Origin of the sequence: Methylophaga thiooxydans DMS010 (assembly GCF_000156355.1) — a bacterium.
Lineage (GTDB): Bacteria > Pseudomonadota > Gammaproteobacteria > Nitrosococcales > Methylophagaceae > Methylophaga > Methylophaga thiooxydans.
The window spans coordinates 191,869-212,763 of the sequence record NZ_GG657899.1 but is presented as its reverse complement, the minus strand read 5'-3'; the positions used below and the strand labels follow the sequence as shown (position 1 = coordinate 212,763).

Genomic DNA, 20,895 nt, shown 5'->3' with positions numbered 1-20,895 from the left:
GCATGTTGACCCAGAAGCCATCACCTTTTTACCATCAATTGTGATGTGTGCATGATATATGAAAACTTACTGTAATTGAGATAGTCTTAAAAGCAAATCGGCCTCAAGACAAGGATAGACAAATGAAAAAAGCCCTTTATTTTGCATGCTTCATCATGCTTAGCTCAGTCACGTTGGCAGATGACCACACCAAGCAATACGGTATGGTAAATCTTGACGCTAGCGCGACTAGTGATGTGGTTAATGATGAATTGATCACTCGCCTACAGGTCATTGAAGATGGTCGCGACCCGGCCAAACTCACCAATCTGGTTAATAAAAAAACAGCACTAGTATTGGATGCGGTAAAAAACTTCAATGCGATTAAAGCTGAAACATCGAGCTATAACACACGTCCACTGTATAACGATGGTGAAATCAGCTCATGGCAGGTTACCCAGCAATTAACTCTGGAAACAGGCAACTTTGAGCAGATGAGTCAGTTCATTGCAGACATCAGTTCACTAGCCAATATTCAATCGATGCACTTTCAGGTTTCCGATGCCAAAGCTGAAGAAGTAAAACAAACCTTGCTTAAACAAGCCATCGTTAACTTTAAAGATAAAGCGTCACTGATTACTTCTGAGTTCAACCGTAAAGGCTACGATCTGGTATCACTCTCCATCGATGGCAACCACTTTACCCCAATGCCGGTGATGGAGCGAAGCGCAATGATGTCAGCAGACTCAATGCGTAAAGGTGCTCCAGCCGCTTTATCAGGCGGTAGCAATGAGGTTAGCGTTCAAGTGCGTGGCACCATACAGCTCAACGCTCACTAGATTTGCTTTGCCCTGCCTGCTGGAGCAGGTGGGGCAGCAATGGTGCTTGCACAAAAAAGGTAAATAACACCACACCAAACGCCATCGATTGAATGGTCCACCAATAACTTAACTCGGTGGGTAACGATAACACCAGTGCTAAGGTCACAGCGCCCCTCAAGCCACCTGTTAATAACAAACGCTGATCCATCATGGTCAATCGTGCTTGCGACTTCACAGGTAATAACAAGACTGCGCCCGTCGCTAACAACCCCACTCTGGCAATCAATACTGCTGCAATCGCAATCAACATCGCCAGCCAGTTATCAATAAACATTGTGACCGTTATGGTGACGCCCATAAACAAAAACATCAGCGCCTCAGCAACAAACACATTGAACTGCCAGAAATCATCAACAAATAAAGAAGCTTTAGTCTTGTTCCGTTGCTTAGACAGTTTGTGACTAAGCATCAAGCCTGCCACCAGCACCGTGATGACACCTGACACAAGCAGCACCTTCTCGGCAAGTAAAAAACCCAGATAGGCAGCGACCATGGTGACAACAGCCTGCGAGATATTATCCTGAAAATAGTTCAGCAATAATGCGCCTAATACCCCCATTACGACACCGAATAACAATCCTCCGAAAAACACGGAGAAGAAACGTAATGCAACATCCGGTAGCGACAGCATGAAATCTGGCATCAACGCTAATTGCAGCAACACAGTAAAAGTGACAATAGCCATCGCATCATTCAATAGCGATTCCCCTTCAAGCACAATGCACAAACGTTTGGGAGCACCTAGATCTCGCATCATACCGACTACCGCTGCTGGATCCGTGGCAGACAACAAGATCCCCGTAAGAAGCGCTGCTATAAAGGGAAAGCCTGACGGATGACCAATGCCCCAATATATTAACAACGCGCTGATAGCGGTCGCCAACAGCATCAATGGCAAGGCAAATAGCACGATAGGCAGCCAATGTGCTTTTAATTGAGTGAGGTCGAGAGTGAAGGCTGCCTGAAAAATAAGCAGCGGCAGAAAAATATAAAAAATCAGATCATGAAAAGAGTCATAGCGAATTCCGGTATCAAAGCCAGCTTTCACCACTAACTCACTTCCGATAAAACCTAACGCTATCAGCACAGAGGCAAACGGCATATGCCACTTTTCAGCAATGGGCTTCACCAGCATCGCAAAAAGCAGTAGTCCAGCCAGCCACATTACCGCGATGCTGACTGTCATTCGCTTACGCTCTCATCAAGGAGCAGCCCTAAACATAGCAACATGGCTAACCGCCTGTTTCAAAAAAGAAACTATATCCCTAGCAAAACACAGCCGGGTTGCTTAGGCAAGCCTGATAGATAAACGTTTGCAGCGCTATTTCAGAAACAATTGATAAGCCGGGTTGTCAGTCTCTTCCCAATAACTATAGCCCAGTGAGTCAAGGAAAGTCTGAAAGTCGTGCTGGTATTGGTCTTCGACTTGTATGCCGACTAAAACGCGACCATACGCAGCGCCATGGTTCCGATAGTGGAACAGACTGATATTCCAACGTTTACCAATACGGGTCAGAAACCGTAACAATGCCCCTGGACGCTCAGGAAACTCAAAACGAATCAGACGTTCATTTTCAACTTGTGGTGCATGCCCACCCACCATGTAACGCACATGCAGTTTCGCCATTTCGTTATCAGTGAAATCGACCCAGTCGTAACCGGCGCGATCCAATATTTCAAATAGCCCTTTTCGCTCTTTATCTTTACCATTAATTCTAACGCCAACAAACACTTGCGCCTGCTGGTCATCGGCATAGCGATAATTAAACTCGGTGATGCCACGATCACCCAACGTTTTACAAAATTTTTGGAAACTGCCCGGCTCTTCATCGATCTTGGTGGCAAACAACACTTCACGTCGTTCACCAATTTCAGCCCGTTCCGCCACATGGCGCAGTCGATCAAAATTGATGTTGGCACCGCTATCGATGACAACCATTTTCTGATCCTGCATCGGATTTGTGGCGAGATACTTCTTCACACCAGCAACGGCCAACGCACCTGAAGGTTCTGCAATCGAACGAGTATCTTCGAAAATATCCATGATCGCGGCGCATAGCTCATCACTATCAACCGTGATGACTTCATCCACCGTTTCACGACAGATTCGAAAAGGCTCCTCGCCCACTTGTCTGACAGAAGTTCCGTCGGCAAATAAGCCAACCTGATCCAGTTTTACTCGCTCACCGGCATCTAATGCCGCTTTCAGACTGGCAGCGTCGGCTGGCTCAACAGCAATAATTTTAATCTCAGGCCAGAATGCTTTGATATAAGCGGCGACACCTGCAATCAGGCCACCACCACCGACAGGGACAAAAATCGCATGCAGTGGCTCCGGATGCTGACGAATGATTTCCATCGCAATGGTACCCTGCCCGGCAATCACTTCTGGGTCGTCATAAGGATGGATATAGGTGCGGCCATCCTTTTGCGCAATATCTGTCGCATAAGCACCTGCATCATCATAGCTGTTGCCATGTAGATTAATTTCTGCACCTAAAGCACGAACCGCTTCCACCTTGATTGGCGGTGTCGTCTTTGGCATGACGATAAGTGCAGAAATGCCCATTTTTTGAGCCGCAAGTGCTACACCTTGCGCATGATTACCAGCAGAGGCGCACACCACGCCGCGCGCACGCTCTTCATCATTGAGCTGACTCATTCGGTTATACGCGCCGCGTAACTTAAACGAAAATACCGGTTGTAAATCCTCACGCTTAATCAAAATCGTGTTGTGTAGCCGTTTACTTAGTCGTGGCATCACATCCAACGGGGTTTCATTGGCTACGTCATAGACTCGCGCCTTGAGAATTTTTTCTACGTATTCAGTTAGCATTGCCGCCCAAATCAGTTAGTTATCGTTATCAAAGCGCTTACGTTACCATTGACGGTCATTTATCTCTATAATTGCCGGGATTATTTTTTACGCTATTGCGAACAAGAGGACGCTGACTATGAATGCTGATGAAATGAAAAAACAAGCCGCGTGGGCTGCACTGGAATACATCAAAGGTGATGGCATCGTGGGTGTCGGTACCGGCTCAACAGTGAATCACTTTATCGATGCTTTGGCGACCATCAAAGGCCGTATCGAAGGTGCGGTTTCCAGTTCAGAAGCTTCTACCAAAAAAATGCAGGAATTAGGCATAAAAGTCTTCGATCTCAACGAGTGTAATGAAATTGAAGTGTATGTTGATGGCGCTGATGAAGCCAACTCGCTGCTTGAGCTAGTAAAAGGTGGCGGCGGTGCGTTAACTCGTGAAAAGATCATTGCGGCCGCCAGCAAACAGTTTGTTTGTATCGTCGATGCGACCAAGCAAGTTGATATTTTAGGCAAATTCCCTTTGCCTGTTGAAGTGATTCCGATGGCTCGTAGCTATGTGGCTCGCGAAATCGTCAAACTGGGCGGACAGCCTGTCTACCGTGAAGGCGTTATCACTGACAACGGCAATGTCATCCTCGATGTCCACGGCATGGATATCATGGAACCGATTAAGCTTGAAAAAACATTGAACGATATCGTTGGTGTGGTGACTAATGGCCTGTTTGCGATGCGTCCTGCGGATGTGCTGCTGGTGGGCTCGGAAGATGGTACGCAAACCGTTCACGCTAAATAGTAAAACCCTATGCGCTGACCCTGCCCTGCGGGGTCAGTTTCTTTACCCTTTTTGATTGGCGCTACTATGTTCAGACCGCTCAGTCTTTATATCGGCACACGATACACCCGAGCAAAACGCCGTAATCACTTCATTTCCTTTATTTCTTTAACGTCAATGCTAGGCGTTGCGCTTGGTGTCGCAGCTCTGATTACGGTGTTATCCGTGATGAATGGCTTTGAAAAAGAGCTGAAAGAACGCATTCTTGGTATGACCTCACATGCCTTTATCACCGGTCAAGACGGCACGTTAAGTGATTGGCAACAACTGCAAGCATCATTGCAGGATAATCCGGACTTAGTTGATTCCGCGCCTTTTGTTGAGGGTCAGGCGATGCTGAGCCAAGGCAGCCGTGTGCGAGGCACGCTGGTCAGAGGAATTGACGTTGAGTTGGAAAAAACGGTTTCAACGATTGGTGACAAGGTCATTCAAGGTGAGCTTGAAGCGCTGACTGATGGCAGTTTTGGCATTGTCTTGGGTAAAGATTTGGCTATCGCAATGGGTGTCGCCACCGGTGACAAAATCACGCTTATCACACCCCATGTCAGTCCAACCCCAGCTGGTGTCATTCCACGTCTGAAACGCTTAACCGTTGTCGGTGTATTTGAAATCGGCATGTATGAATATGACAGTTCTTTAGCCATTATGAATATCACTGATGCCGCTAAACTCTTCAAAATTCCGGGCAAGGTGACAGGGCTAAGACTGGAATTTGATGATGTATTCAAAGCGCCGCAGTTACTCCGCAATGTGATGCAAGATGTGTCGACTCAATATCGGGGAGCAGACTGGACTTACCAACACGCCAATTTCTTCCGCGCGTTGAAGACGGAAAAAACCGTGATGTTTGTGATTCTGCTGCTGATCGTCGCTGTTGCCGCCTTTAACATCGTTTCGACCTTAGTCATGATGGTGACCGATAAACACCCTGATATCGCTATTCTACGTACGCTAGGCATGACGCCGGCCAGTGTCATGGGCATATTTATGGTGCAAGGCACCCTGATTGGCTTAATCGGAACCGGTTTAGGGGTGATAGGCGGCGTTGCTTTGGCATTAAATGTGGAAACATTGATTGCCAAACTGGAAAGCCTGATTGGCTACCAATTTCTGCCCGCAGATGTGTATTACATCAGCAGTCTTCCCTCGCAATTACAGTGGCATGATGTGAGTGTCATTGCGATTACCGCGTTTGTTTTATCGATTCTTTCTACCTTATACCCATCCTGGCGAGCATCCCAGGTCAAACCGGCTGAGGCATTGCGCTATGACTGATCAGGCAGTAATTTCAACACAGCAGTTAGCCAAATCGTTTAGTGATGGTGATTTGCAGACTCATGTTTTGGACAATATCAGTCTCACTGTAAACAAAGGTGATCGTGTTGCCATCGTCGGGAGCTCCGGTTCTGGTAAAAGTACCCTGCTTCATATTATGGGCGGCTTAGATTCACCCACAGCCGGACACGTGTGGGTCAATGGTCAGGATATTCATGCCATGCGCAGTAAGGCCGCTTCTAAACTGCGTAACCAGCAACTGGGGTTTGTCTATCAGTTTCATCACCTATTACCCGAGTTCACGGCCGTTGAAAATGTCGCGATGCCGCTTGTGATTGGTGGCATGGCACCGAAAGCAGCTCAGGAAAAGTCACAAGCCTTATTGGAAAAAGTCGGGCTTAGCCATCGCCTGCTTCATAAGCCGAGTGAATTATCCGGTGGTGAACGACAGCGTGCCGCCTTGGCACGTGCATTGATTACGGAACCAGCATGTTTATTGGCAGATGAACCAACAGGTAATCTGGATCATCGTACCGCGCAATCTATCTTTGATTTGATTTTGCAATTAAATGAAGATTTAGGCACGGCATTAGTGATTGTTACCCACGATACTGAATTAGCAGGAAAAATGGACCGTGTGATGACGTTGATGGATGGTCAGTTACAGTCAGGATCGTGATTTATTTTTATGCTGGCGCTGTAACCAACTACGAATAACCACTAAGCGCCAGCCAAGCCTGACAAAAAGTATACCGAGAATGGCAGCAATCGTTCCGCAGATCACACAGCCCACAAGCAGTGGCTGCCAAATGCTCAAAAACTCTTTGCTAAACCATTCCCAAGACAAGCTGAATGCATATTGCCCTACCGGCACCTGCAATACCCAAGCCCCGAGTTTGTAGGCATAAAAGTAAATCGGTGCAACGGTAAATGGGTTTGTAATCCATACCGCCATTGAGGCCACAGGTAGATTGACTCTAAACCAAATGGCTAAAGCAACAGCAAGAAACATTTGCCCCAGAATGGGCATAAAACCAATAAATAGGCCCAACGCCATCCCGCCAGCTACTGAACGTCGGTTCAAGTGCCATAGTCGTGGTTCTGTCAGCCGCTGACCAAACTTACGCAGGTGGGGATGTTCGCGCATCGTGTTGTGATCTGGCATGATGCGTTTTAGGAATCTACGAGGCATCGTGTCTCAGTAACATGCAAAGTCGGGCGTCATTATAGGGATATATGATTAAAACTGCCATGGCATTTTTGCTGGGCTGTCTGCTTTGTCTAAGTCTAAAAGAAATGCCAGCGCCAAATGGTTTCTTGCTGTTGGTCGTCATTATCGTTCTTTGGCTCAGACATACGGTTGGTCTAGCCTTCATTGTCGGCCTGTTGTGGGCAGGATTTCAAGCGCAATCGCAATTGGCTGATCGATTACCCGAGACGCTAGCCGGGAAAGACATTGTCATCAGCGGCGAAATTACGACGATACCGACGGTTCGCGATCGTCTTGTTCGATTTGAGCTTGCTCCCGACTCGTCGGCATATCCCCGTCGCATTCGTTTAACTTGGTATCGCGCTTCAAATCCTTACCCCAACGCCGGTGAACACTGGCAATTCACGGTCAGACTAAAGCCTCCTCGCGGCATGAGCAATCCGGGGAGTTTTGATTATGAAAAGTGGTTATTCACGCAAAGAATCGGTGCCACAGGTTATGTCCGTGACAGCACTTCCAATCAGCTTTTACAACACGCTTCGGTTTGGGACGTAAACAGGCTTCGTCAGCAACTGCAAGTCAGATTAAAAAAACTACTCCCGGACGCTGAACAGCTACCGTTGTTACAAGGATTAGCCATCGGGATTCGTGATGATTTAGACGACTCTCACTGGCAAACGCTCAGACAAACCGGTACCAGTCATTTGTTAGCAATATCCGGTTTACACATCGGACTCGCAGCTGCAATCGGTTTTTTCCTATTGCGGTTTTTATGGAGCTTAATGCCCAGTTTATTACTTCGAGTACCGGCGCACTATGTCGGTGCCTTAGGTGGTGTCATATTAGCTGCATTCTATGCCTGTCTGGCAGGGTTCACTGTCCCTACACAACGCGCTTTTGTGATGGTTGCCACCATCATGTTGGCTTTAGTCTGGAAGCGACCGCTTTACCCTCTGCATGTGCTGGCAGTCAGTTTATTGCTGGTATTGTTCATCGATCCGTTTGCCGTCATCAGTGCTGGGTTTTGGCTTTCCTTTTCGGCTGTCGCCCTCATTGTCTTTACCTGTAGCAATCGCTACCCCAAACAGCGCTGGAACTGGGCTGGCATTCATCTTTGGATCGCCGTCGGCTTGATTCCATTGTTGGTATTGTTCTTTGGACAAATCTCCGTCATCTCACCCATTGCCAATTTTATTGCGGTACCTTTAGTGAGTTTTTTAGTCGTGCCAATCATTTTATTTGGCATGGTCATGCTGATCGTGTCTGAACCCTTGGCGAGATGGCTGTTAAATAACGCCGATTATTTGCTCGATCTCATGTGGCAATGGTTGCGTTTGTTGGCAAACAGTCCTATTTCTGACTGGCATTCGCCTTTTTTACCCATTGTCATGATTGGCTTTGTGGCGATTGCCGTCATTCTGATATTGCTACCTCGTGGCTGGCCGGCAAAATGGTTGGCATTGATTCTGTTACTTCCTATCTGGTTTTATCAACCCGATAAACCAGAGTCTGGTGAATTTTATCTTAGCGTCTTGGATGTAGGACAAGGATTAGCGACAGTTATTGAAACCAAAGATCATGTTTTAGTATTTGATACCGGTCCCAAGTACAGTGCCTACTTTGATACTGGCAAGGCCGTAGTGGCTCCCTATCTAAAGCATCGAGCTATTAACAACGTTGATAAACTTATTGTCAGTCATAGCGACAATGATCATATCGGTGGTGTCGACAGTCTGGCAGACTTGGTAACCATTAATGAGACCTACAGCAGCGATCTGGAAGCACTACCAAACGCAACGCCGTGTCTTGCAGGCCAAGTCTGGTTTTGGAATCAGGTCAAGTTTGAAATATTGCATCCGTTTGAGACCAAGCTTACTTCTAACAATAATAATCGTTCTTGTGTCCTCAAAGTAACGGCCAACAATCGTAGCGCCTTATTACCGGGTGATATTGAAAAAGAGAGCGAATACCGTTTACTAAACCGTTATGGAAAGGCATTAAAGGCGGATATTCTTGTCGTGCCACATCATGGCAGCCGCACATCATCGACGATGCGATTTATTCAGACCGTGGATCCTGAGTATGGCTTGCTTGCTGTCGGCTACCGGAATCGCTATAGATTCCCTGTTGAATCTGTTTTAAAGCGTTATCAAAAACAAGGGACAAACCTACTCAGAACCGATCATCATGGTGCTATATTGTTCCGTGATGAGACGCAGCCGATACGCTGGCGACAACAAAACGCAAAGCTATGGACATCCAAAGCTACTGAGTAGCGTCATTTTCACGTATCATGAGCGCTGTCTAATTTAAACAACAGAGACTGAACTATCATGCTGGAATTGTTTAAAGCTGGCGGTTGGTTAATGATACCGCTGTTCATTTGTTCGGTAATTTCGATTGCCATCATCGCTGAACGTTTTTGGAGCCTACAACAAAAACGTATTGCGCCACCGGAGCTGGTTACGCAAATCTGGCAATGGCTGAAATATAAACAGGTCGATGCCAGCCGCATCAAAGCCTTACAAGCGAATTCACCATTGGGTCAAATTCTCGCTTCCGGCCTGATAAACCGAAACAGCTCACGCGAAATTACCAAGGAAAGCATCGAAGATATTGGTCGACATGTCACTGTCGCTTTAGAGCGAAACCTCAATACGCTTGGAACCGTCGCTGCGATTTCACCACTGATTGGCTTGCTCGGAACAGTTATCGGCATGATTAAAGTCTTCGCCGTGATCACCGCTGAGGGCGTAGGCAACCCGGAAACACTGGCTGGCGGTATTTCTGAAGCCTTAATCACCACCGCAACAGGCTTAGTCGTCGCCATTCCCAGCCTGATTTTCTATCGTTATTTCCGCGGTAAAATCAGTAAACTCGTGGTGGGCATGGAAGAACAAGCCATGCAGTTAATCGAAATTCTGCACGGTGATCGTCAATTTGATCCTGATGAGGAAGTAAGACGTGAATCTATCACCACAACGGTCTGAGGATCCTGATGTCAATCTGACCCCGATGATTGACGTCGTCTTTCTGTTGTTGCTGTTTTTTATGGTATCAACCAGCTTCATCCGTGAAAGCTCACTCAAAGTCAATCTGCCGGAAGCGACGGGTGAAGCGATGGTCGAACAGGATAAGCCAGTTGATATCGTGATTCAGGCCGATGGACAATTTCTTGTCAATGAAGAATCTTTGCCGGTGGTCAGCAGGGAGATTTTAACAAGCGTCCTGAAGCGTGTAGTGGGAGAGCGTGACGATCCTCATATCATTATCAGCGCTGACGCCAATGCTGAATATCAACATATCGTTACCGCGATGGATACTGCTCAACAGCTTGGCTACACCAAACTAACATTGGCGACCAGACAAACCAAACAAGAGACTCCATGACAGAAAACAGTGTCGAGATAAGCGCAGTACAACTGTACAAGCGCCTACTACGCTATGTGAAACCCTATTGGCTGGCATTTAGTGCCGTAGTGCTAACAATGATTGTTTACGCCGCTACCGAAACCGGTGTCGCTGCGTTGATGAAACCACTTATGGATGGCAGCTTCGTTGAGCGTGATCCTGATATCATCAGGCTGATCCCGTTTGCGATTATTGGCCTGTTTATCATTCGTGGTCTCGCTGACTTTTTTACCACCTATGGCCTTGGTTGGATTTCACGTAATGTCATCAAAACTTTACGTGAAGAAATGTTTAACAAGCTACTGGTATTACCGGCGAGCTTTTACGACCACAGTACCTCTGGGCAGTTGATGTCCAAACTGCTCTATGATGTTGAACAAGTTGCCAGCGCAGCCACAGACGCAGTGCTCACCATTATTCGTGACAGCCTGACTATCATCGGGCTTCTGGCGTGGATGTTTTATCTCAACGGATTTTTGTCTTTATTCATCCTAATCACGGTGCCGTTTATTGCTCTATTGGTGTATTTCGTCAGCATCCGTTTTCGCCGAATCAGTAAAAATATCCAGAACTCCATGGGCAATGTGAGTCATGTTTCCGGTGAAATTATTGAAGGTCACCGCGAGATTAAAACATTTGGTGGTCAGGAGTATGAAAGCAAACGTTTTGATAAGGTCAATCAGGGCAACCGCCGCCAGCAAATGAAAAAGATCGCTACCGATGCCATCAGTCAGCCGTTAACAGCATTGATCGCAGCAGTAGGTCTGGCATTGGTAATATACATAGCCACGCTGCCAGAAATGCTGGAAAAAATAACGGTTGGTGGCTTTATCTCGTTTATTACTGCGATGATGATGTTATTAACCCCACTGAAACGTTTAACCAAGGTTAATGCCAAATTACAGGCTGGTGTGGCCGCAGCCGAAAGTATCTTTAAGCTATTGGATGAGAGACCTGAGGTTGATGACGGTCAATTAAGTCTTGAGCGTGCCGAAGGTCATATTGAATATAAAGACGTTAGTTTCAGCTACAGTGATGATAAAGGCAACGTTCTCGATAGTGTCAGCGTCGAAGCCAAAGCCGGACAAACTGTCGCCTTTGTCGGGCACTCAGGAAGCGGGAAAACTACCTTAGTCAGCTTATTAGCACGTTTCTATAATATCCAGTCTGGCGAAATTAGCATTGATGGTTTTGACATCAAACAGCTCAAGCTGGCCGATCTGCGCCGTCAAATTTCACTGGTGAACCAGCAAGTCGTATTATTCAACGATACGATTGCAAATAACATCAGTTACGGCCAAGCTGAAGAAGTCAGCGAAGAAATGATTATTGAGGCTGCCAAATCTGCCCATGCCTGGGACTTTATTCAACGCTTACCTGACGGCTTACACACCCAAGTGGGTGAGAATGGTGTACTTCTGTCGGGGGGGCAGCGCCAACGATTGGCCATTGCTCGTGCATTACTGCGTAACGCGCCTATTCTTATTCTCGATGAAGCCACCTCAGCCTTAGACTCAGAAGCAGAGCGCCACATACAGGCGGCGTTAGAAACACTGATGCAACAACGCACTACGCTGGTCATTGCGCATCGCTTATCGACCATCGAAAAAGCTGATTTAATAGTGGTGATGCATAACGGTGAGATTTTAGAAATGGGGACTCATTCAGAACTGTTAGCGAAAGGCGCGCATTACGCTGAATTGCATCGTTTACAATTTCAGGAACAGTAATCGTTGTCATGCGGTGGTTGACTGACAGTTGGTATCAAACACATCCGCTACGCTGGTTGTTATTGCCGTTAAGCTTCCTCTACCGTCTCGTTATTTTTGTTCGTAAGCAAGCCTATCAACGTGACCTACTGACACGCCACAAGATGCCTGTGCCCGTGATCATTGTCGGTAATATCAGTATCGGTGGTACAGGCAAGACACCCTTTGTTATCTGGCTGGCTGAGCAACTTAAACAGGCAGGCTTTCAACCGGGCATTATCAGCCGTGGCTATGGTGGCCATTCCCCCATCTACCCGTTAGACGTCTCGCCGGACAGCAACGCGAGTCACTCGGGTGACGAGCCATTATTAATTTGTCGCAGAACACAATGTCCGGTAGTCGTTGACCCCAATCGCAGTCAGGCTGCGGTACATCTATTAAGCCAACATCATTGTGACGTGATTATTTCAGATGATGGTCTGCAACATTACGCTTTGCAACGTGATATAGAAATTACCCTTGTTGATGGCTCGCGGCGGTTTGGTAATAAACTCTGTCTCCCCGCAGGACCATTGCGTGAACCAATGTCACGACTGAGCTCTGTCGACTTTGTGATCTATAACGGTGGAGAATCAAACCCGTGTTATCAAATGCAATTAGTTGCAGAGGAATGGATAAACCTTGCTCATCCCGACCAACGCATGCCTTTGGATGCTTTTGCCGGAAAAGAGATCCACGCGATGGCAGGCATTGGTCATCCGCAACGCTTTTTTGATCTGTTGTGTGACTATAAAATGATTGTTCATCCCCATGCGTTTGACGACCACCATGCGTTTAAGGCCAGCGATGTAAACTTTGCCAATGACTTACCGCTTCTGATGACAGAGAAAGATGCGGTAAAATGCCAGCCATATGCACAAAAAAATCACTGGTATTTACCGGTTTCAGCGCGTCTCGATGACAGTCTGATTCAAGCGATTATAAAGAAAATAAAGGATCCAGCTAATGGATAATACGTTACTCGAAATTCTTGCCTGCCCTTCTTGTAAAGGCAGTTTGGCCTATCTCAAAGTGAAGCAGGAATTGGTTTGCAAAGGTTGTCGTTTAGCGTACCCGGTGCGCGATGCTATTCCTGTGATGCTTACCGAAGAAGCGCGCGAGCTTGCCGTAGACGAAGAGGTATAAATGGCTTTCAAAATCGTCATTCCTGCGCGCTATGCATCAAGCCGATTACCAGGTAAGCCTTTACTGGATATTGCCGGTAAACCGATGATTCAGCATGTCTATGAACGTGCTTCGGAGAGTGATGCCGATAGCGTGATCATTGCCACAGATGATGAACGGATTGAGCAGGTGGCGTCACACTTCGGCGCCGATGTCTGTATGACTGCGGCTGATCATCGCTCGGGCACAGATCGTCTAGCAGAAGTCGCCACACTTCGTGGCTTTGCAGATGACGATATTGTCATCAACGTTCAAGGCGATGAACCGTGCCTGCCGGCACTATTGATTAATCAGGTAGCCGCTGATTTAGCCGAGTATCCACAGGCAGATATGGCATCGCTTTTCAGCCGTATTAAACAACAAAAACAGGTGTTTGATCCAAACGTAGTCAAAGTGGTGATGGATGCGCAAGGCTATGCCTTATATTTCAGTCGCGCCCCTATTCCGTGGATGCGAGATCATTTTGATCAAGATAAGCCTTTACCCGAAGAGCTACCGCACTACCGTCATATCGGTCTGTATGGTTACCGTGCGAGCTTTCTCAAATCATATGCAGATATGACACCGTGCTTTTTAGAGACAGAAGAGTCATTGGAACAATTAAGAACCTTGTTTCACGGCAACAAGATTCATATGTCAGAGGCACTGATAAGTGCCGGACATGGTGTTGATACTGAAGCAGACTTAATTGAAGTTCGACAGGTGTTTGCTGAGTAACTTATCTAAACCGGCTGCCACTAATTCGGCATGCAAGTCACCTTCGCCATCAAACACCGGCAAGGTATAGGTTTTTGGCACCGTCCGATGCCCTTCTCCATATTGCGTTGGCTGAATATTGTGGTCATCTTCCAATACTTGCAAGACCAGCTCACAATCATCCAATAACTCAATAATTTCACAACGATGTTGGTGATACGTTACCTGCTGGCCGATTAAGGCCAGCAGATCGGTAGATGGAATATTACTCTTCCTGGGCATGTGTTTTAGCACTCGCTTCGGTTTTGGCTTTGTCTTGATTGCCATTATCATCCGATGCGGATTTTTTTTCTACTTTTGCTTCGTTTTTCGGCTTAGCTTGTTTATTACTTTCACTCGGCGCCGGCTGTTTTTCTTCGCCTGCTTGAGCCTGTTTTTTCTCAGCGGCACTCGCTGCTTCAGCCTTATCTTTTTCGCTCGGACGGCGACGACGGTTACTACTACCACTCGAAGACCGTGTCCGCTTCGGCTTATTAGCTGGCACCTTGTTACCATCAATTTCCGGTTCTTTGTCCGGCTTGATGAGATTACCGTTCACCTCTGGTTCTGGTGACGGCACCGCATTACCATCGACTTCCGGTTTCGGTGTCGGAATAACATTACCTTTATCCGTCTCATTTTTAACAGCATTATCCGCATTGTCTGGACGTGGACGACGACGACGGCCACCACGGCGAGAACGTCTGCCATTGTTACTACGTGGCTTATTTTCTTCACCTTCCGCTGTTTTTGGCTTATTCGGTGTTGCAGGCTGCTGCTTTTCTTCAGCCTCTGCCGTTTCTGGCGCTTTCTCATTACGACGACGAGGCTTACGACGCTCAGCATTATTACTATTGTTGCCGCCATTATTATTGCGACCACCACGACTACGACGATTCTGAGAACGTTTCGTCGTGTCTTGCTCTGATTTTTGCTCAGTCTTTGGTGTCTCGATAGTTTCTTCCTCTTCAGCTTTGCCCGTCAGCACATTCATCAGACGTTTGAGCAGACTAGGTTTTTTCTCCTGTTCCTGCTCACGCTTATTGACAACGGGTGCGGGCGCTGCCGGCGAAATGCCTGTCACTGCGGGTTGCTCCAACACAGGTTTATCACGCAAAACAACTGGTGTTTCCTGATCGGGGGATGAAATCATCTGGTGACTGACTTCACTTTTCACATTGCCATCTTTAATGCGCTCAATCTCATAATGCGGCGTATCTAGATGAGGATTTGGAATCAGCACGATTTTGACGCTGTGGCGCTGCTCAACGGCTTCAACCTGCATACGTTTATCATTGAGAATAAACGTTGCAACAGGTACCGGGAGTTGAACTACTAACTGCGTAATACGATCTTTTGTCGCTTCTTCTTCGACCAGACGTAATACCGCCAGGCCTAATGATTCAACGCCACGAACATGGCCAAGACCGGCGCAACGCGGGCAGATCTCCTGATGTGCTTCTCCCAACGCCGGACGTAATCGTTGACGTGACATTTCCAACAGACCAAAACGTGAAATACGACCGACCTGCACGCGTGCACGGTCAGCTTTTAAGTGTTCACGCAGACGGTTTTCAACTTCACGCTGATTACGACTTGGCCCCATATCAATGAAGTCAATCACTACCAGACCACCCAAATCACGCAGGCGCAATTGACGTGCAATTTCTTCCGCCGCTTCTAGGTTGGTGTTTAACGCAGTCTCTTCAATGTCACCGCCTTTATTGGCGCGTGCTGAGTTCACGTCGATAGAAATCAACGCTTCCGTCGGGTCGATCACTAATGCGCCACCTGATGGCAGACGTACTTCATGACGGAACGCACTTTCAATCTGACTTTCGACTTGATAGCGGGTAAAAAGCGGAACTTTGTCTTGGTATAGCTTGAATTTACTTAGTTCATGCGGCATCACCATGCGCATGAAGTCATAACCTGTTTGGTAAACCTCAGGCGAATCGACCAGAATCTCGCCAATGTCTTTGCGCAAGTAATCACGCAAAGCACGAATGATGATATTGCTTTCCTGATAGACCAAAAACGGTGCACTGCGGTCTTTCGTAGCAACATCAATAGCTGTCCACAACTGAACAAGGTATTCCAGGTCCCACTGCAGTTCTTCTGTCTGTTTTCCAACACCCGCGGTACGCACAATCATGCCCATGCCTTCAGGCACTTCCAATTGACGTAGAGCATCTTGCAACTCAGCCCGATCATCGCCTTCGATACGGCGTGATATGCCACCTGCACGCGGACTATTTGGCATCAAGACCAGATAACGGCCGGCCAGGCTGATGAAGGTCGTTAAAGCTGCGCCTTTGTTACCGCGCTCTTCTTTTTCAATCTGAACGACCAGTTCCTGTCCCACTGACAAGACATCTTGCACGTTAAAACGGCCACTAGAGTCATCACCATTTTCGCGCTTTTTAAAGTAGCTTTTTGAAATTTCTTTGAGCGGCAGAAAACCTTGTCGCTCGGCGCCGTATTCAACAAAAACAGCTTCAAGACTGGGTTCTACGCGGGTAATTTTACCTTTATAAATGTTGCCTTTCTTTTGTTCCCTAGAAGGCGTATCAATATCCAGATCAAACAGGCGCTGGCCATCGACCATTGCCACACGCAACTCTTCTTCATGGGTTGCGTTAATTAAAATTCGTTTCATGCATTAACCTCAAATTGAGGTCCGCATGTCCTATGCATGCCACTTGTAGTGGACGCTGAGCCAATCGGGCTATACAGAACGACACTGTCTGTTTTCAGTAATTAATTGTAAAAATTTTTCCCCATCATGCGCCCTCCATTAGGCGTTCATGAGTTATCCCGTTTCGTTTCGTTTGTCGCAATAGGGTTCTGCGATCCTGACGTTGATACCGGCTTTTTCAGCCGCTTAATTAATTACTTTGTCGCCCTGTCTGTTGCGTCTTTCTAATCATTCTGATGGCAATCAAGACATGGGAACCTGATGTTCTTCAAGGACTCCCGATGAGTCCGCCTGCTGAACCCCTGTTCAGCCGATTCATATTTCTTTACCGGGCGCCGCATCAACCTCAACCCGAGGGCGCGACGCATTTTTAGGTCTTCGTGGTCAAAAGTCGGTATACTGACCTCATTTTACGCACGGACCAACGTCCGAATATAGCAGTCTATTGCCATCTCAGCAACTTCAAATTAAACCAATTCTATGGCAGCCAGCAAACCGCAGTCGCAAAAAGTCCAATTTATCGAGATAAGTCCATCGCAAGCTGGACAGCGCATCGATAATTTTCTTTTAACCTTGGAAAAAGGTGTACCTAAAAGCCGTATCTATCGCGCGATTCGCAAAGGCGAAGTGCGCGTCAATAAAGGCCGAATCAAGCAAACTTATAAAATCCAAGCTGGCGACATAGTACGAGTCCCTCCCTTGCGTGTGGCTGAACGTGAAGCCCCAACGCATGTCAGCGAGTCGCTTAGACAGCAGCTGCTACAGGATATCATTTTTGAAGATGACAGTATGCTGGTACTCAACAAGCCATCAGGCTTGGCCGTCCACGCCGGTAGTCAAATTCAGGTAGGTGTCATTGAGGCTTTCAGAATCATCAAACCGGAGTTAGCATTTCTGGAACTCGTGCATCGTCTGGATCGTGATACGTCTGGTTGCCTGTTGTTGGCTAAAAGCCGTGATAGCCTGCTCAATCTTCAGCAACAGATGTTGTCCGATCAGATAGACAAACGCTACCTGACGCTTCTCAAAGGCATCTTGCCCAATGCTGAAGAATTGGTAGAGCAGCCTCTATTAAAGAATACGGTGTCTTCGGGCGAACGCATGGTAAAGGTGACTCCTGATGGTAAGCGCGCCAAAACCCTGTTTATTCGCCAACAAGATTTGTCGCTGGCCCAGTTAACTGAGGTCAAATTGTATACCGGCCGAACACACCAGATTCGGGTACATGCGGCATGGACGCAGCACCCAGTAGCGGGTGATGATAAATACGGTGACCGTGAATTTAATAAAACACTAAAATCTTTCGGTTTAAAACGTTTGTTTTTGCATGCATGGCGCCTGGGTATTCGGCATCCTGTGAGCGGGGAACCCATGCAGCTAGAAGCCCCCTTACCCACTGCCTTGCAGCAAGTCATCACTAAGCTGGAGCTCACATGAGCAACTATCAACTCATTATCTTCGATTGGGATGGGACCTTAATGGACTCAACCGGTCATATCGTTAATTGCATGCGTCAGGCTATTACCAAACTAGGTCTGGCCCCACTGACTGACACGCAAATCAGTCATATTATCGGTTTGGGTCTCAACGAAGCCGTACAGACTTTATATCCGGCAGGTAATAGTACTTTGTGGACAAGTCTGGCCGATTGTTATCGTGAGATTTGGCTAAAAAATCCTGAACAATCCCCCTTATTCGACAATGCTCGCGAATTACTCCACCACTTGACTGCTCAGGATATCTTCCTCGGCGTTGCCACTGGCAAAAGTCGCCGTGGTCTGGATAAGGTACTTGATGCAACAGGACTGAAAGAATTATTCGTAGCGACACGGTGTGCCGATGAGTGCCACTCTAAGCCACACCCACAAATGGTTACAGAATTGATGGACTTTGTTGGTGTCAATGGCAGCGACACCATCATGATTGGTGATACGGAGTTTGATTTATTAATGGCCAGCAATGCTGGGGCAGATGGGCTCGGTATCACGCATGGCGCGCATGCTGAAAGTACATTGACCGCTTGTGAGCCCAAAGCGATTGTGCATGATTTACACCAAGTTCAAACATGGTTAACTAATCCGCACTCACAGTTTTGATATGATGTAATCTTTTTATTTATTTCAAGGCAGAAACTATGGCGACATTTGGAGATTTTCCGCCAGAACAAGGTGGAAATGAGCGACATACCCCAGCAGGTGATGTCAGTTGGGAGCGTAATGTTTTAAGGGATCTTGCTTTTGCCGCTATTAAAGAACAACGCGCTAAACGCCGTTGGGGCTATGTATTCAAGGCTTTTATTCTGCTCTATCTGGTGGCATTCCTGATATTGAGTTTCAAACCAGCCGGTCTCAAAACAGTTACTGACGCCCACACCGCTTTGATTGATATCAATGGTGTGATTGCCGCTGATGCTGAGGCAAACGCTGACGCCGTAGTCACTGGTATTCGTGAAGCCTTCGACAGCGAAACCGCCAAAGGTCTTATCCTCAGGTTGAACACACCAGGTGGAAGCCCGGTCCAAGCTGGCATCATTAATGATGAAATCCGACGCCTGCAAAAAGAAAAACCTGATTTTCCTGTCTATGCAGTCGTACAGGATGTATGCGCTTCCGGTGGTTATTATATTGCTGTTGCCGCGGATGAAATTTATGCCGATAAAGCCAGCATCGTAGGTTCTATTGGTGTGCGCATGGACAGCTTTGGCTTTACCGAAGCCATTGAAAAAATTGGTGTTGAGCGACGCTCTCTGACCGCAGGTGAAAATAAAGCTTTTCTCGACCCGTTCTTGCCGATGAAAGCGGCCGATGTTGATCATGCCCACGACATGCTTGATAACATTCATCAACAATTTATTACTGTTGTTAAAGAAGGTCGCGGTGAACGCCTGAAAGATAATGACGAGTTATTCTCTGGTCTGTTCTGGTCTGGCGAACAAGCCTTAGAACTGGGGCTTATCGATGGCCTTGCCAGTAGCAGTAAAGTGGCTCGTGAGCTAATCGGTGCTGAAGACATCATTGATTACACGCCAAGACCTAACTATCTGGATCGTTTTGCTGGCAAGCTCGGCGCTGTCATGGCAAATACAATCACAGAAAAATCAACCTGGAGCCTTCAGTAATGAGTGAACCAACCACAACTGATGCACAACAAGCAGATAAAGAAGAGCGCTTTCGTTACGTTGATTTGAATCATCCTCTGATGCAAGTATTGTTTAACCTAGAGCTCAAAACCGCCCAACAACAGGAATCAGATGTATGAGCTTGACCCCGGAATCATTGGTAAATCGGTCACTCGAGCTGGTCTCTCCCCCAAACACCTATCTGCAGTTAAATGCGCTGATTCAAGACCCTAACAGCGCGATTGATGATATCAGTGCGGTGATCAATACCGATCCAGCATTGGCAACACGACTGCTTAAAATCGTTAACAGTCCGTTTTATGGTTTCCCTTCTCAGATTAATACCATTTCCCGGGCCATCACGATTGTCGGTACCCGTGAACTCACCCACTTAGTGCTGGCAACGTCGGTATTAAACTCGTTCAAAGGTATTCCAGATTCGATCATCAATATGGATCAGTTCTGGAAGCACTGCTTTGCCTGTGCTATCACCAGCAAACTGCTGGCCGAAGAGGCTGGTCAACGTGCTACTGAGCGTTTTTTCATTGCCGGCTTGTTACACAACATCGGCAGTTTAGTGTTGTATAAATCAATGCCCGAACTCGCCGGTGAGGCAATCCGCAGTGCTGAATTTGGTCATGAGGTACTGTTCAAGGCTGAACAACGTGTCATTGGCTTTGATCACACTGAAGTCGGTCAAGCACTGGTAAAAGCATGGCGTTTACCGCATTCGCTGGAAGAAGTGGCGCGATATCATCATACGCCCTCCGAGGCTGAAAATTTTCCACTTGATGTGGCCATTGTTCACATCGCTGACATCTTGGTATCAGCGGTCCCGTTTGGGCATAGTGGTGATAATCATGTGCCACCACTGGATCCTGCTGCATGGGAATTACTGGGATTGGATGAAAATCAAATCCCTGATTTGCTACAACAAGTTGCCGTTCAGATAGAGCAACTGACGTCGGTCATGCTGTCTGGCGATTAATCCTTTATGAT

The 20,895-nt window shown here is 47.1% G+C and carries 21 protein-coding genes; 16 read left to right on the top strand and 5 right to left on the bottom strand.

What is annotated here, in order from left to right; translation table 11 throughout:
* Nucleotides 1-122 precede the first annotated feature (122 nt).
* Nucleotides 123-818, top strand: coding sequence for an SIMPL domain-containing protein (locus MDMS009_RS09850; RefSeq protein WP_008291610.1), 696 nt, complete (start codon nucleotides 123-125; stop codon nucleotides 816-818).
* Here the strand turns inward: MDMS009_RS09850 and MDMS009_RS09845 are convergent.
* On the bottom strand, nucleotides 805-2,046 hold the full coding sequence (locus MDMS009_RS09845; RefSeq protein WP_008291399.1) for a cation:proton antiporter: 1,242 nt from the start codon (nucleotides 2,044-2,046) through the stop codon (nucleotides 805-807). The two genes, MDMS009_RS09850 and MDMS009_RS09845, sit on opposite strands and share 14 nt — an antisense overlap.
* A gap of 135 nt (nucleotides 2,047-2,181) precedes the next feature.
* Complete coding sequence (ilvA, locus tag MDMS009_RS09840) at nucleotides 2,182-3,696, bottom strand: threonine ammonia-lyase, biosynthetic (protein WP_008291556.1); 1,515 nt, start codon at nucleotides 3,694-3,696, stop codon at nucleotides 2,182-2,184.
* 118 nt (nucleotides 3,697-3,814) lie between these two features.
* On the opposite strand from ilvA, the gene rpiA reads away from it, so the two are divergent.
* From rpiA to lolD, 3 genes are all read left to right on the top strand, one after another.
* Nucleotides 3,815-4,477, top strand: coding sequence for a ribose-5-phosphate isomerase RpiA (rpiA, locus tag MDMS009_RS09835; protein WP_008291779.1), 663 nt, complete (start codon nucleotides 3,815-3,817; stop codon nucleotides 4,475-4,477).
* A gap of 66 nt (nucleotides 4,478-4,543) precedes the next feature.
* Nucleotides 4,544-5,791 carry a lipoprotein-releasing ABC transporter permease subunit gene (locus tag MDMS009_RS09830; protein WP_043888166.1) on the top strand — a complete coding sequence of 416 codons (1,248 nt, stop codon included), beginning with the start codon at nucleotides 4,544-4,546 and terminating at the stop codon, nucleotides 5,789-5,791.
* A complete protein-coding gene (lolD, locus tag MDMS009_RS09825) occupies nucleotides 5,784-6,470 on the top strand; it encodes a lipoprotein-releasing ABC transporter ATP-binding protein LolD (protein ID WP_008291227.1) in 687 nt (228 codons plus the stop codon). The genes MDMS009_RS09830 and lolD overlap by 8 nt, the downstream gene beginning before the upstream one ends.
* Here the strand turns inward: lolD and MDMS009_RS09820 are convergent.
* Nucleotides 6,459-6,983, bottom strand: a complete 525-nt coding sequence (locus MDMS009_RS09820; RefSeq protein WP_043888164.1) for a DUF2062 domain-containing protein — start codon at nucleotides 6,981-6,983, stop codon at nucleotides 6,459-6,461. The two genes, lolD and MDMS009_RS09820, sit on opposite strands and share 12 nt — an antisense overlap.
* A 44-nt stretch (nucleotides 6,984-7,027) precedes the next feature.
* Here MDMS009_RS09820 and MDMS009_RS09815 point away from each other — a divergent pair, with 44 nt between their 5' ends.
* The 7 genes from MDMS009_RS09815 to kdsB are packed head-to-tail and all read left to right on the top strand — an operon-like array spanning nucleotide 7,028 to nucleotide 14,062.
* Nucleotides 7,028-9,277 carry a DNA internalization-related competence protein ComEC/Rec2 gene (locus MDMS009_RS09815; RefSeq protein WP_008291408.1) on the top strand — a complete coding sequence of 750 codons (2,250 nt, stop codon included), beginning with the start codon at nucleotides 7,028-7,030 and terminating at the stop codon, nucleotides 9,275-9,277.
* A gap of 57 nt (nucleotides 9,278-9,334) precedes the next feature.
* The gene (locus MDMS009_RS09810; RefSeq protein ID WP_008291654.1) at nucleotides 9,335-9,991 is read left to right on the top strand and encodes a MotA/TolQ/ExbB proton channel family protein; all 657 of its coding nucleotides are present in this window, start codon (nucleotides 9,335-9,337) and stop codon (nucleotides 9,989-9,991) included.
* Between the two features lie 25 nt (nucleotides 9,992-10,016).
* A complete protein-coding gene (locus MDMS009_RS09805) occupies nucleotides 10,017-10,391 on the top strand; it encodes an ExbD/TolR family protein (protein WP_008291400.1) in 375 nt (124 codons plus the stop codon).
* Entirely contained in the window at nucleotides 10,388-12,142 is a 1,755-nt protein-coding gene (gene msbA / locus MDMS009_RS09800) for a lipid A export permease/ATP-binding protein MsbA (RefSeq protein WP_008291502.1), read from the top strand. Before MDMS009_RS09805 ends, msbA begins: the two co-directional genes overlap by 4 nt.
* A gap of 8 nt (nucleotides 12,143-12,150) precedes the next feature.
* Nucleotides 12,151-13,134, top strand: coding sequence for a tetraacyldisaccharide 4'-kinase (lpxK, locus tag MDMS009_RS09795; RefSeq protein ID WP_008291628.1), 984 nt, complete (start codon nucleotides 12,151-12,153; stop codon nucleotides 13,132-13,134).
* Complete coding sequence (locus MDMS009_RS09790; protein ID WP_043888162.1) at nucleotides 13,127-13,306, top strand: Trm112 family protein; 180 nt, start codon at nucleotides 13,127-13,129, stop codon at nucleotides 13,304-13,306. Before lpxK ends, MDMS009_RS09790 begins: the two co-directional genes overlap by 8 nt.
* Entirely contained in the window at nucleotides 13,307-14,062 is a 756-nt protein-coding gene (kdsB, locus tag MDMS009_RS09785; RefSeq protein ID WP_008291363.1) for a 3-deoxy-manno-octulosonate cytidylyltransferase, read from the top strand.
* Here the strand turns inward: kdsB and MDMS009_RS09780 are convergent.
* Together MDMS009_RS09780 and MDMS009_RS09775 are read right to left on the bottom strand one after the other, a co-directional pair.
* Entirely contained in the window at nucleotides 14,030-14,323 is a 294-nt protein-coding gene (locus MDMS009_RS09780) for a hypothetical protein (protein ID WP_036312499.1), read from the bottom strand. The two genes, kdsB and MDMS009_RS09780, sit on opposite strands and share 33 nt — an antisense overlap.
* Complete coding sequence (locus MDMS009_RS09775) at nucleotides 14,307-16,739, bottom strand: Rne/Rng family ribonuclease (protein WP_008291237.1); 2,433 nt, start codon at nucleotides 16,737-16,739, stop codon at nucleotides 14,307-14,309. Before MDMS009_RS09775 ends, MDMS009_RS09780 begins: the two co-directional genes overlap by 17 nt.
* Before the next feature lie 519 nt (nucleotides 16,740-17,258).
* On the opposite strand from MDMS009_RS09775, the gene rluC reads away from it, so the two are divergent.
* The 5 genes from rluC to MDMS009_RS09755 are packed head-to-tail and all read left to right on the top strand — an operon-like array spanning nucleotide 17,259 to nucleotide 20,884.
* Nucleotides 17,259-18,215, top strand: a complete 957-nt coding sequence (rluC, locus tag MDMS009_RS09770; RefSeq protein ID WP_008291542.1) for a 23S rRNA pseudouridine(955/2504/2580) synthase RluC — start codon at nucleotides 17,259-17,261, stop codon at nucleotides 18,213-18,215.
* Entirely contained in the window at nucleotides 18,212-18,874 is a 663-nt protein-coding gene (locus tag MDMS009_RS09765; protein ID WP_008291616.1) for an HAD-IA family hydrolase, read from the top strand. Before rluC ends, MDMS009_RS09765 begins: the two co-directional genes overlap by 4 nt.
* A gap of 38 nt (nucleotides 18,875-18,912) precedes the next feature.
* Nucleotides 18,913-19,896, top strand: coding sequence for a S49 family peptidase (locus tag MDMS009_RS09760; protein WP_008291447.1), 984 nt, complete (start codon nucleotides 18,913-18,915; stop codon nucleotides 19,894-19,896).
* Nucleotides 19,896-20,036: a hypothetical protein gene (locus tag MDMS009_RS16280; RefSeq protein WP_154647013.1), complete on the top strand. Its 141-nt coding sequence runs from the start codon at nucleotides 19,896-19,898 to the stop codon at nucleotides 20,034-20,036. Before MDMS009_RS09760 ends, MDMS009_RS16280 begins: the two co-directional genes overlap by 1 nt.
* Nucleotides 20,033-20,884 (top strand): HDOD domain-containing protein, encoded by an 852-nt coding sequence (locus tag MDMS009_RS09755; RefSeq protein ID WP_008291262.1) that lies wholly within the window; start codon nucleotides 20,033-20,035, stop codon nucleotides 20,882-20,884. The genes MDMS009_RS16280 and MDMS009_RS09755 overlap by 4 nt, the downstream gene beginning before the upstream one ends.
* The last annotated feature ends 11 nt before the right edge of the window (nucleotides 20,885-20,895 follow it).

Bases quoted from the DNA above. Each gene is read 5' to 3' on its own strand.
- rpiA (WP_008291779.1), top strand. From the start codon at position 3,815: ATGAATGCTGATGAAATGAAAAAACAAGCCGCGTGGGCTGCACTGGAA.
- MDMS009_RS09780 (WP_036312499.1), bottom strand. From the start codon at position 14,323: ATGCCCAGGAAGAGTAATATTCCATCTACCGATCTGCTGGCCTTAATC.
- ilvA (WP_008291556.1), bottom strand. From the start codon at position 3,696: ATGCTAACTGAATACGTAGAAAAAATTCTCAAGGCGCGAGTCTATGAC.
- MDMS009_RS09765 (WP_008291616.1), top strand. From the start codon at position 18,212: ATGAGCAACTATCAACTCATTATCTTCGATTGGGATGGGACCTTAATG.
- MDMS009_RS09850 (WP_008291610.1), top strand. From the start codon at position 123: ATGAAAAAAGCCCTTTATTTTGCATGCTTCATCATGCTTAGCTCAGTC.
- lpxK (WP_008291628.1), top strand. From the start codon at position 12,151: ATGCGGTGGTTGACTGACAGTTGGTATCAAACACATCCGCTACGCTGG.
- MDMS009_RS09805 (WP_008291400.1), top strand. From the start codon at position 10,017: ATGATTGACGTCGTCTTTCTGTTGTTGCTGTTTTTTATGGTATCAACC.
- MDMS009_RS16280 (WP_154647013.1), top strand. From the start codon at position 19,896: ATGAGTGAACCAACCACAACTGATGCACAACAAGCAGATAAAGAAGAG.
- MDMS009_RS09755 (WP_008291262.1), top strand. From the start codon at position 20,033: ATGAGCTTGACCCCGGAATCATTGGTAAATCGGTCACTCGAGCTGGTC.
- MDMS009_RS09810 (WP_008291654.1), top strand. From the start codon at position 9,335: ATGCTGGAATTGTTTAAAGCTGGCGGTTGGTTAATGATACCGCTGTTC.
- msbA (WP_008291502.1), top strand. From the start codon at position 10,388: ATGACAGAAAACAGTGTCGAGATAAGCGCAGTACAACTGTACAAGCGC.
- MDMS009_RS09790 (WP_043888162.1), top strand. From the start codon at position 13,127: ATGGATAATACGTTACTCGAAATTCTTGCCTGCCCTTCTTGTAAAGGC.
- MDMS009_RS09845 (WP_008291399.1), bottom strand. From the start codon at position 2,046: ATGACAGTCAGCATCGCGGTAATGTGGCTGGCTGGACTACTGCTTTTT.
- kdsB (WP_008291363.1), top strand. From the start codon at position 13,307: ATGGCTTTCAAAATCGTCATTCCTGCGCGCTATGCATCAAGCCGATTA.
- MDMS009_RS09760 (WP_008291447.1), top strand. From the start codon at position 18,913: ATGGCGACATTTGGAGATTTTCCGCCAGAACAAGGTGGAAATGAGCGA.
- MDMS009_RS09815 (WP_008291408.1), top strand. From the start codon at position 7,028: ATGATTAAAACTGCCATGGCATTTTTGCTGGGCTGTCTGCTTTGTCTA.
- MDMS009_RS09775 (WP_008291237.1), bottom strand. From the start codon at position 16,739: ATGAAACGAATTTTAATTAACGCAACCCATGAAGAAGAGTTGCGTGTG.
- MDMS009_RS09820 (WP_043888164.1), bottom strand. From the start codon at position 6,983: ATGCCTCGTAGATTCCTAAAACGCATCATGCCAGATCACAACACGATG.
- rluC (WP_008291542.1), top strand. From the start codon at position 17,259: ATGGCAGCCAGCAAACCGCAGTCGCAAAAAGTCCAATTTATCGAGATA.
- MDMS009_RS09830 (WP_043888166.1), top strand. From the start codon at position 4,544: ATGTTCAGACCGCTCAGTCTTTATATCGGCACACGATACACCCGAGCA.
- lolD (WP_008291227.1), top strand. From the start codon at position 5,784: ATGACTGATCAGGCAGTAATTTCAACACAGCAGTTAGCCAAATCGTTT.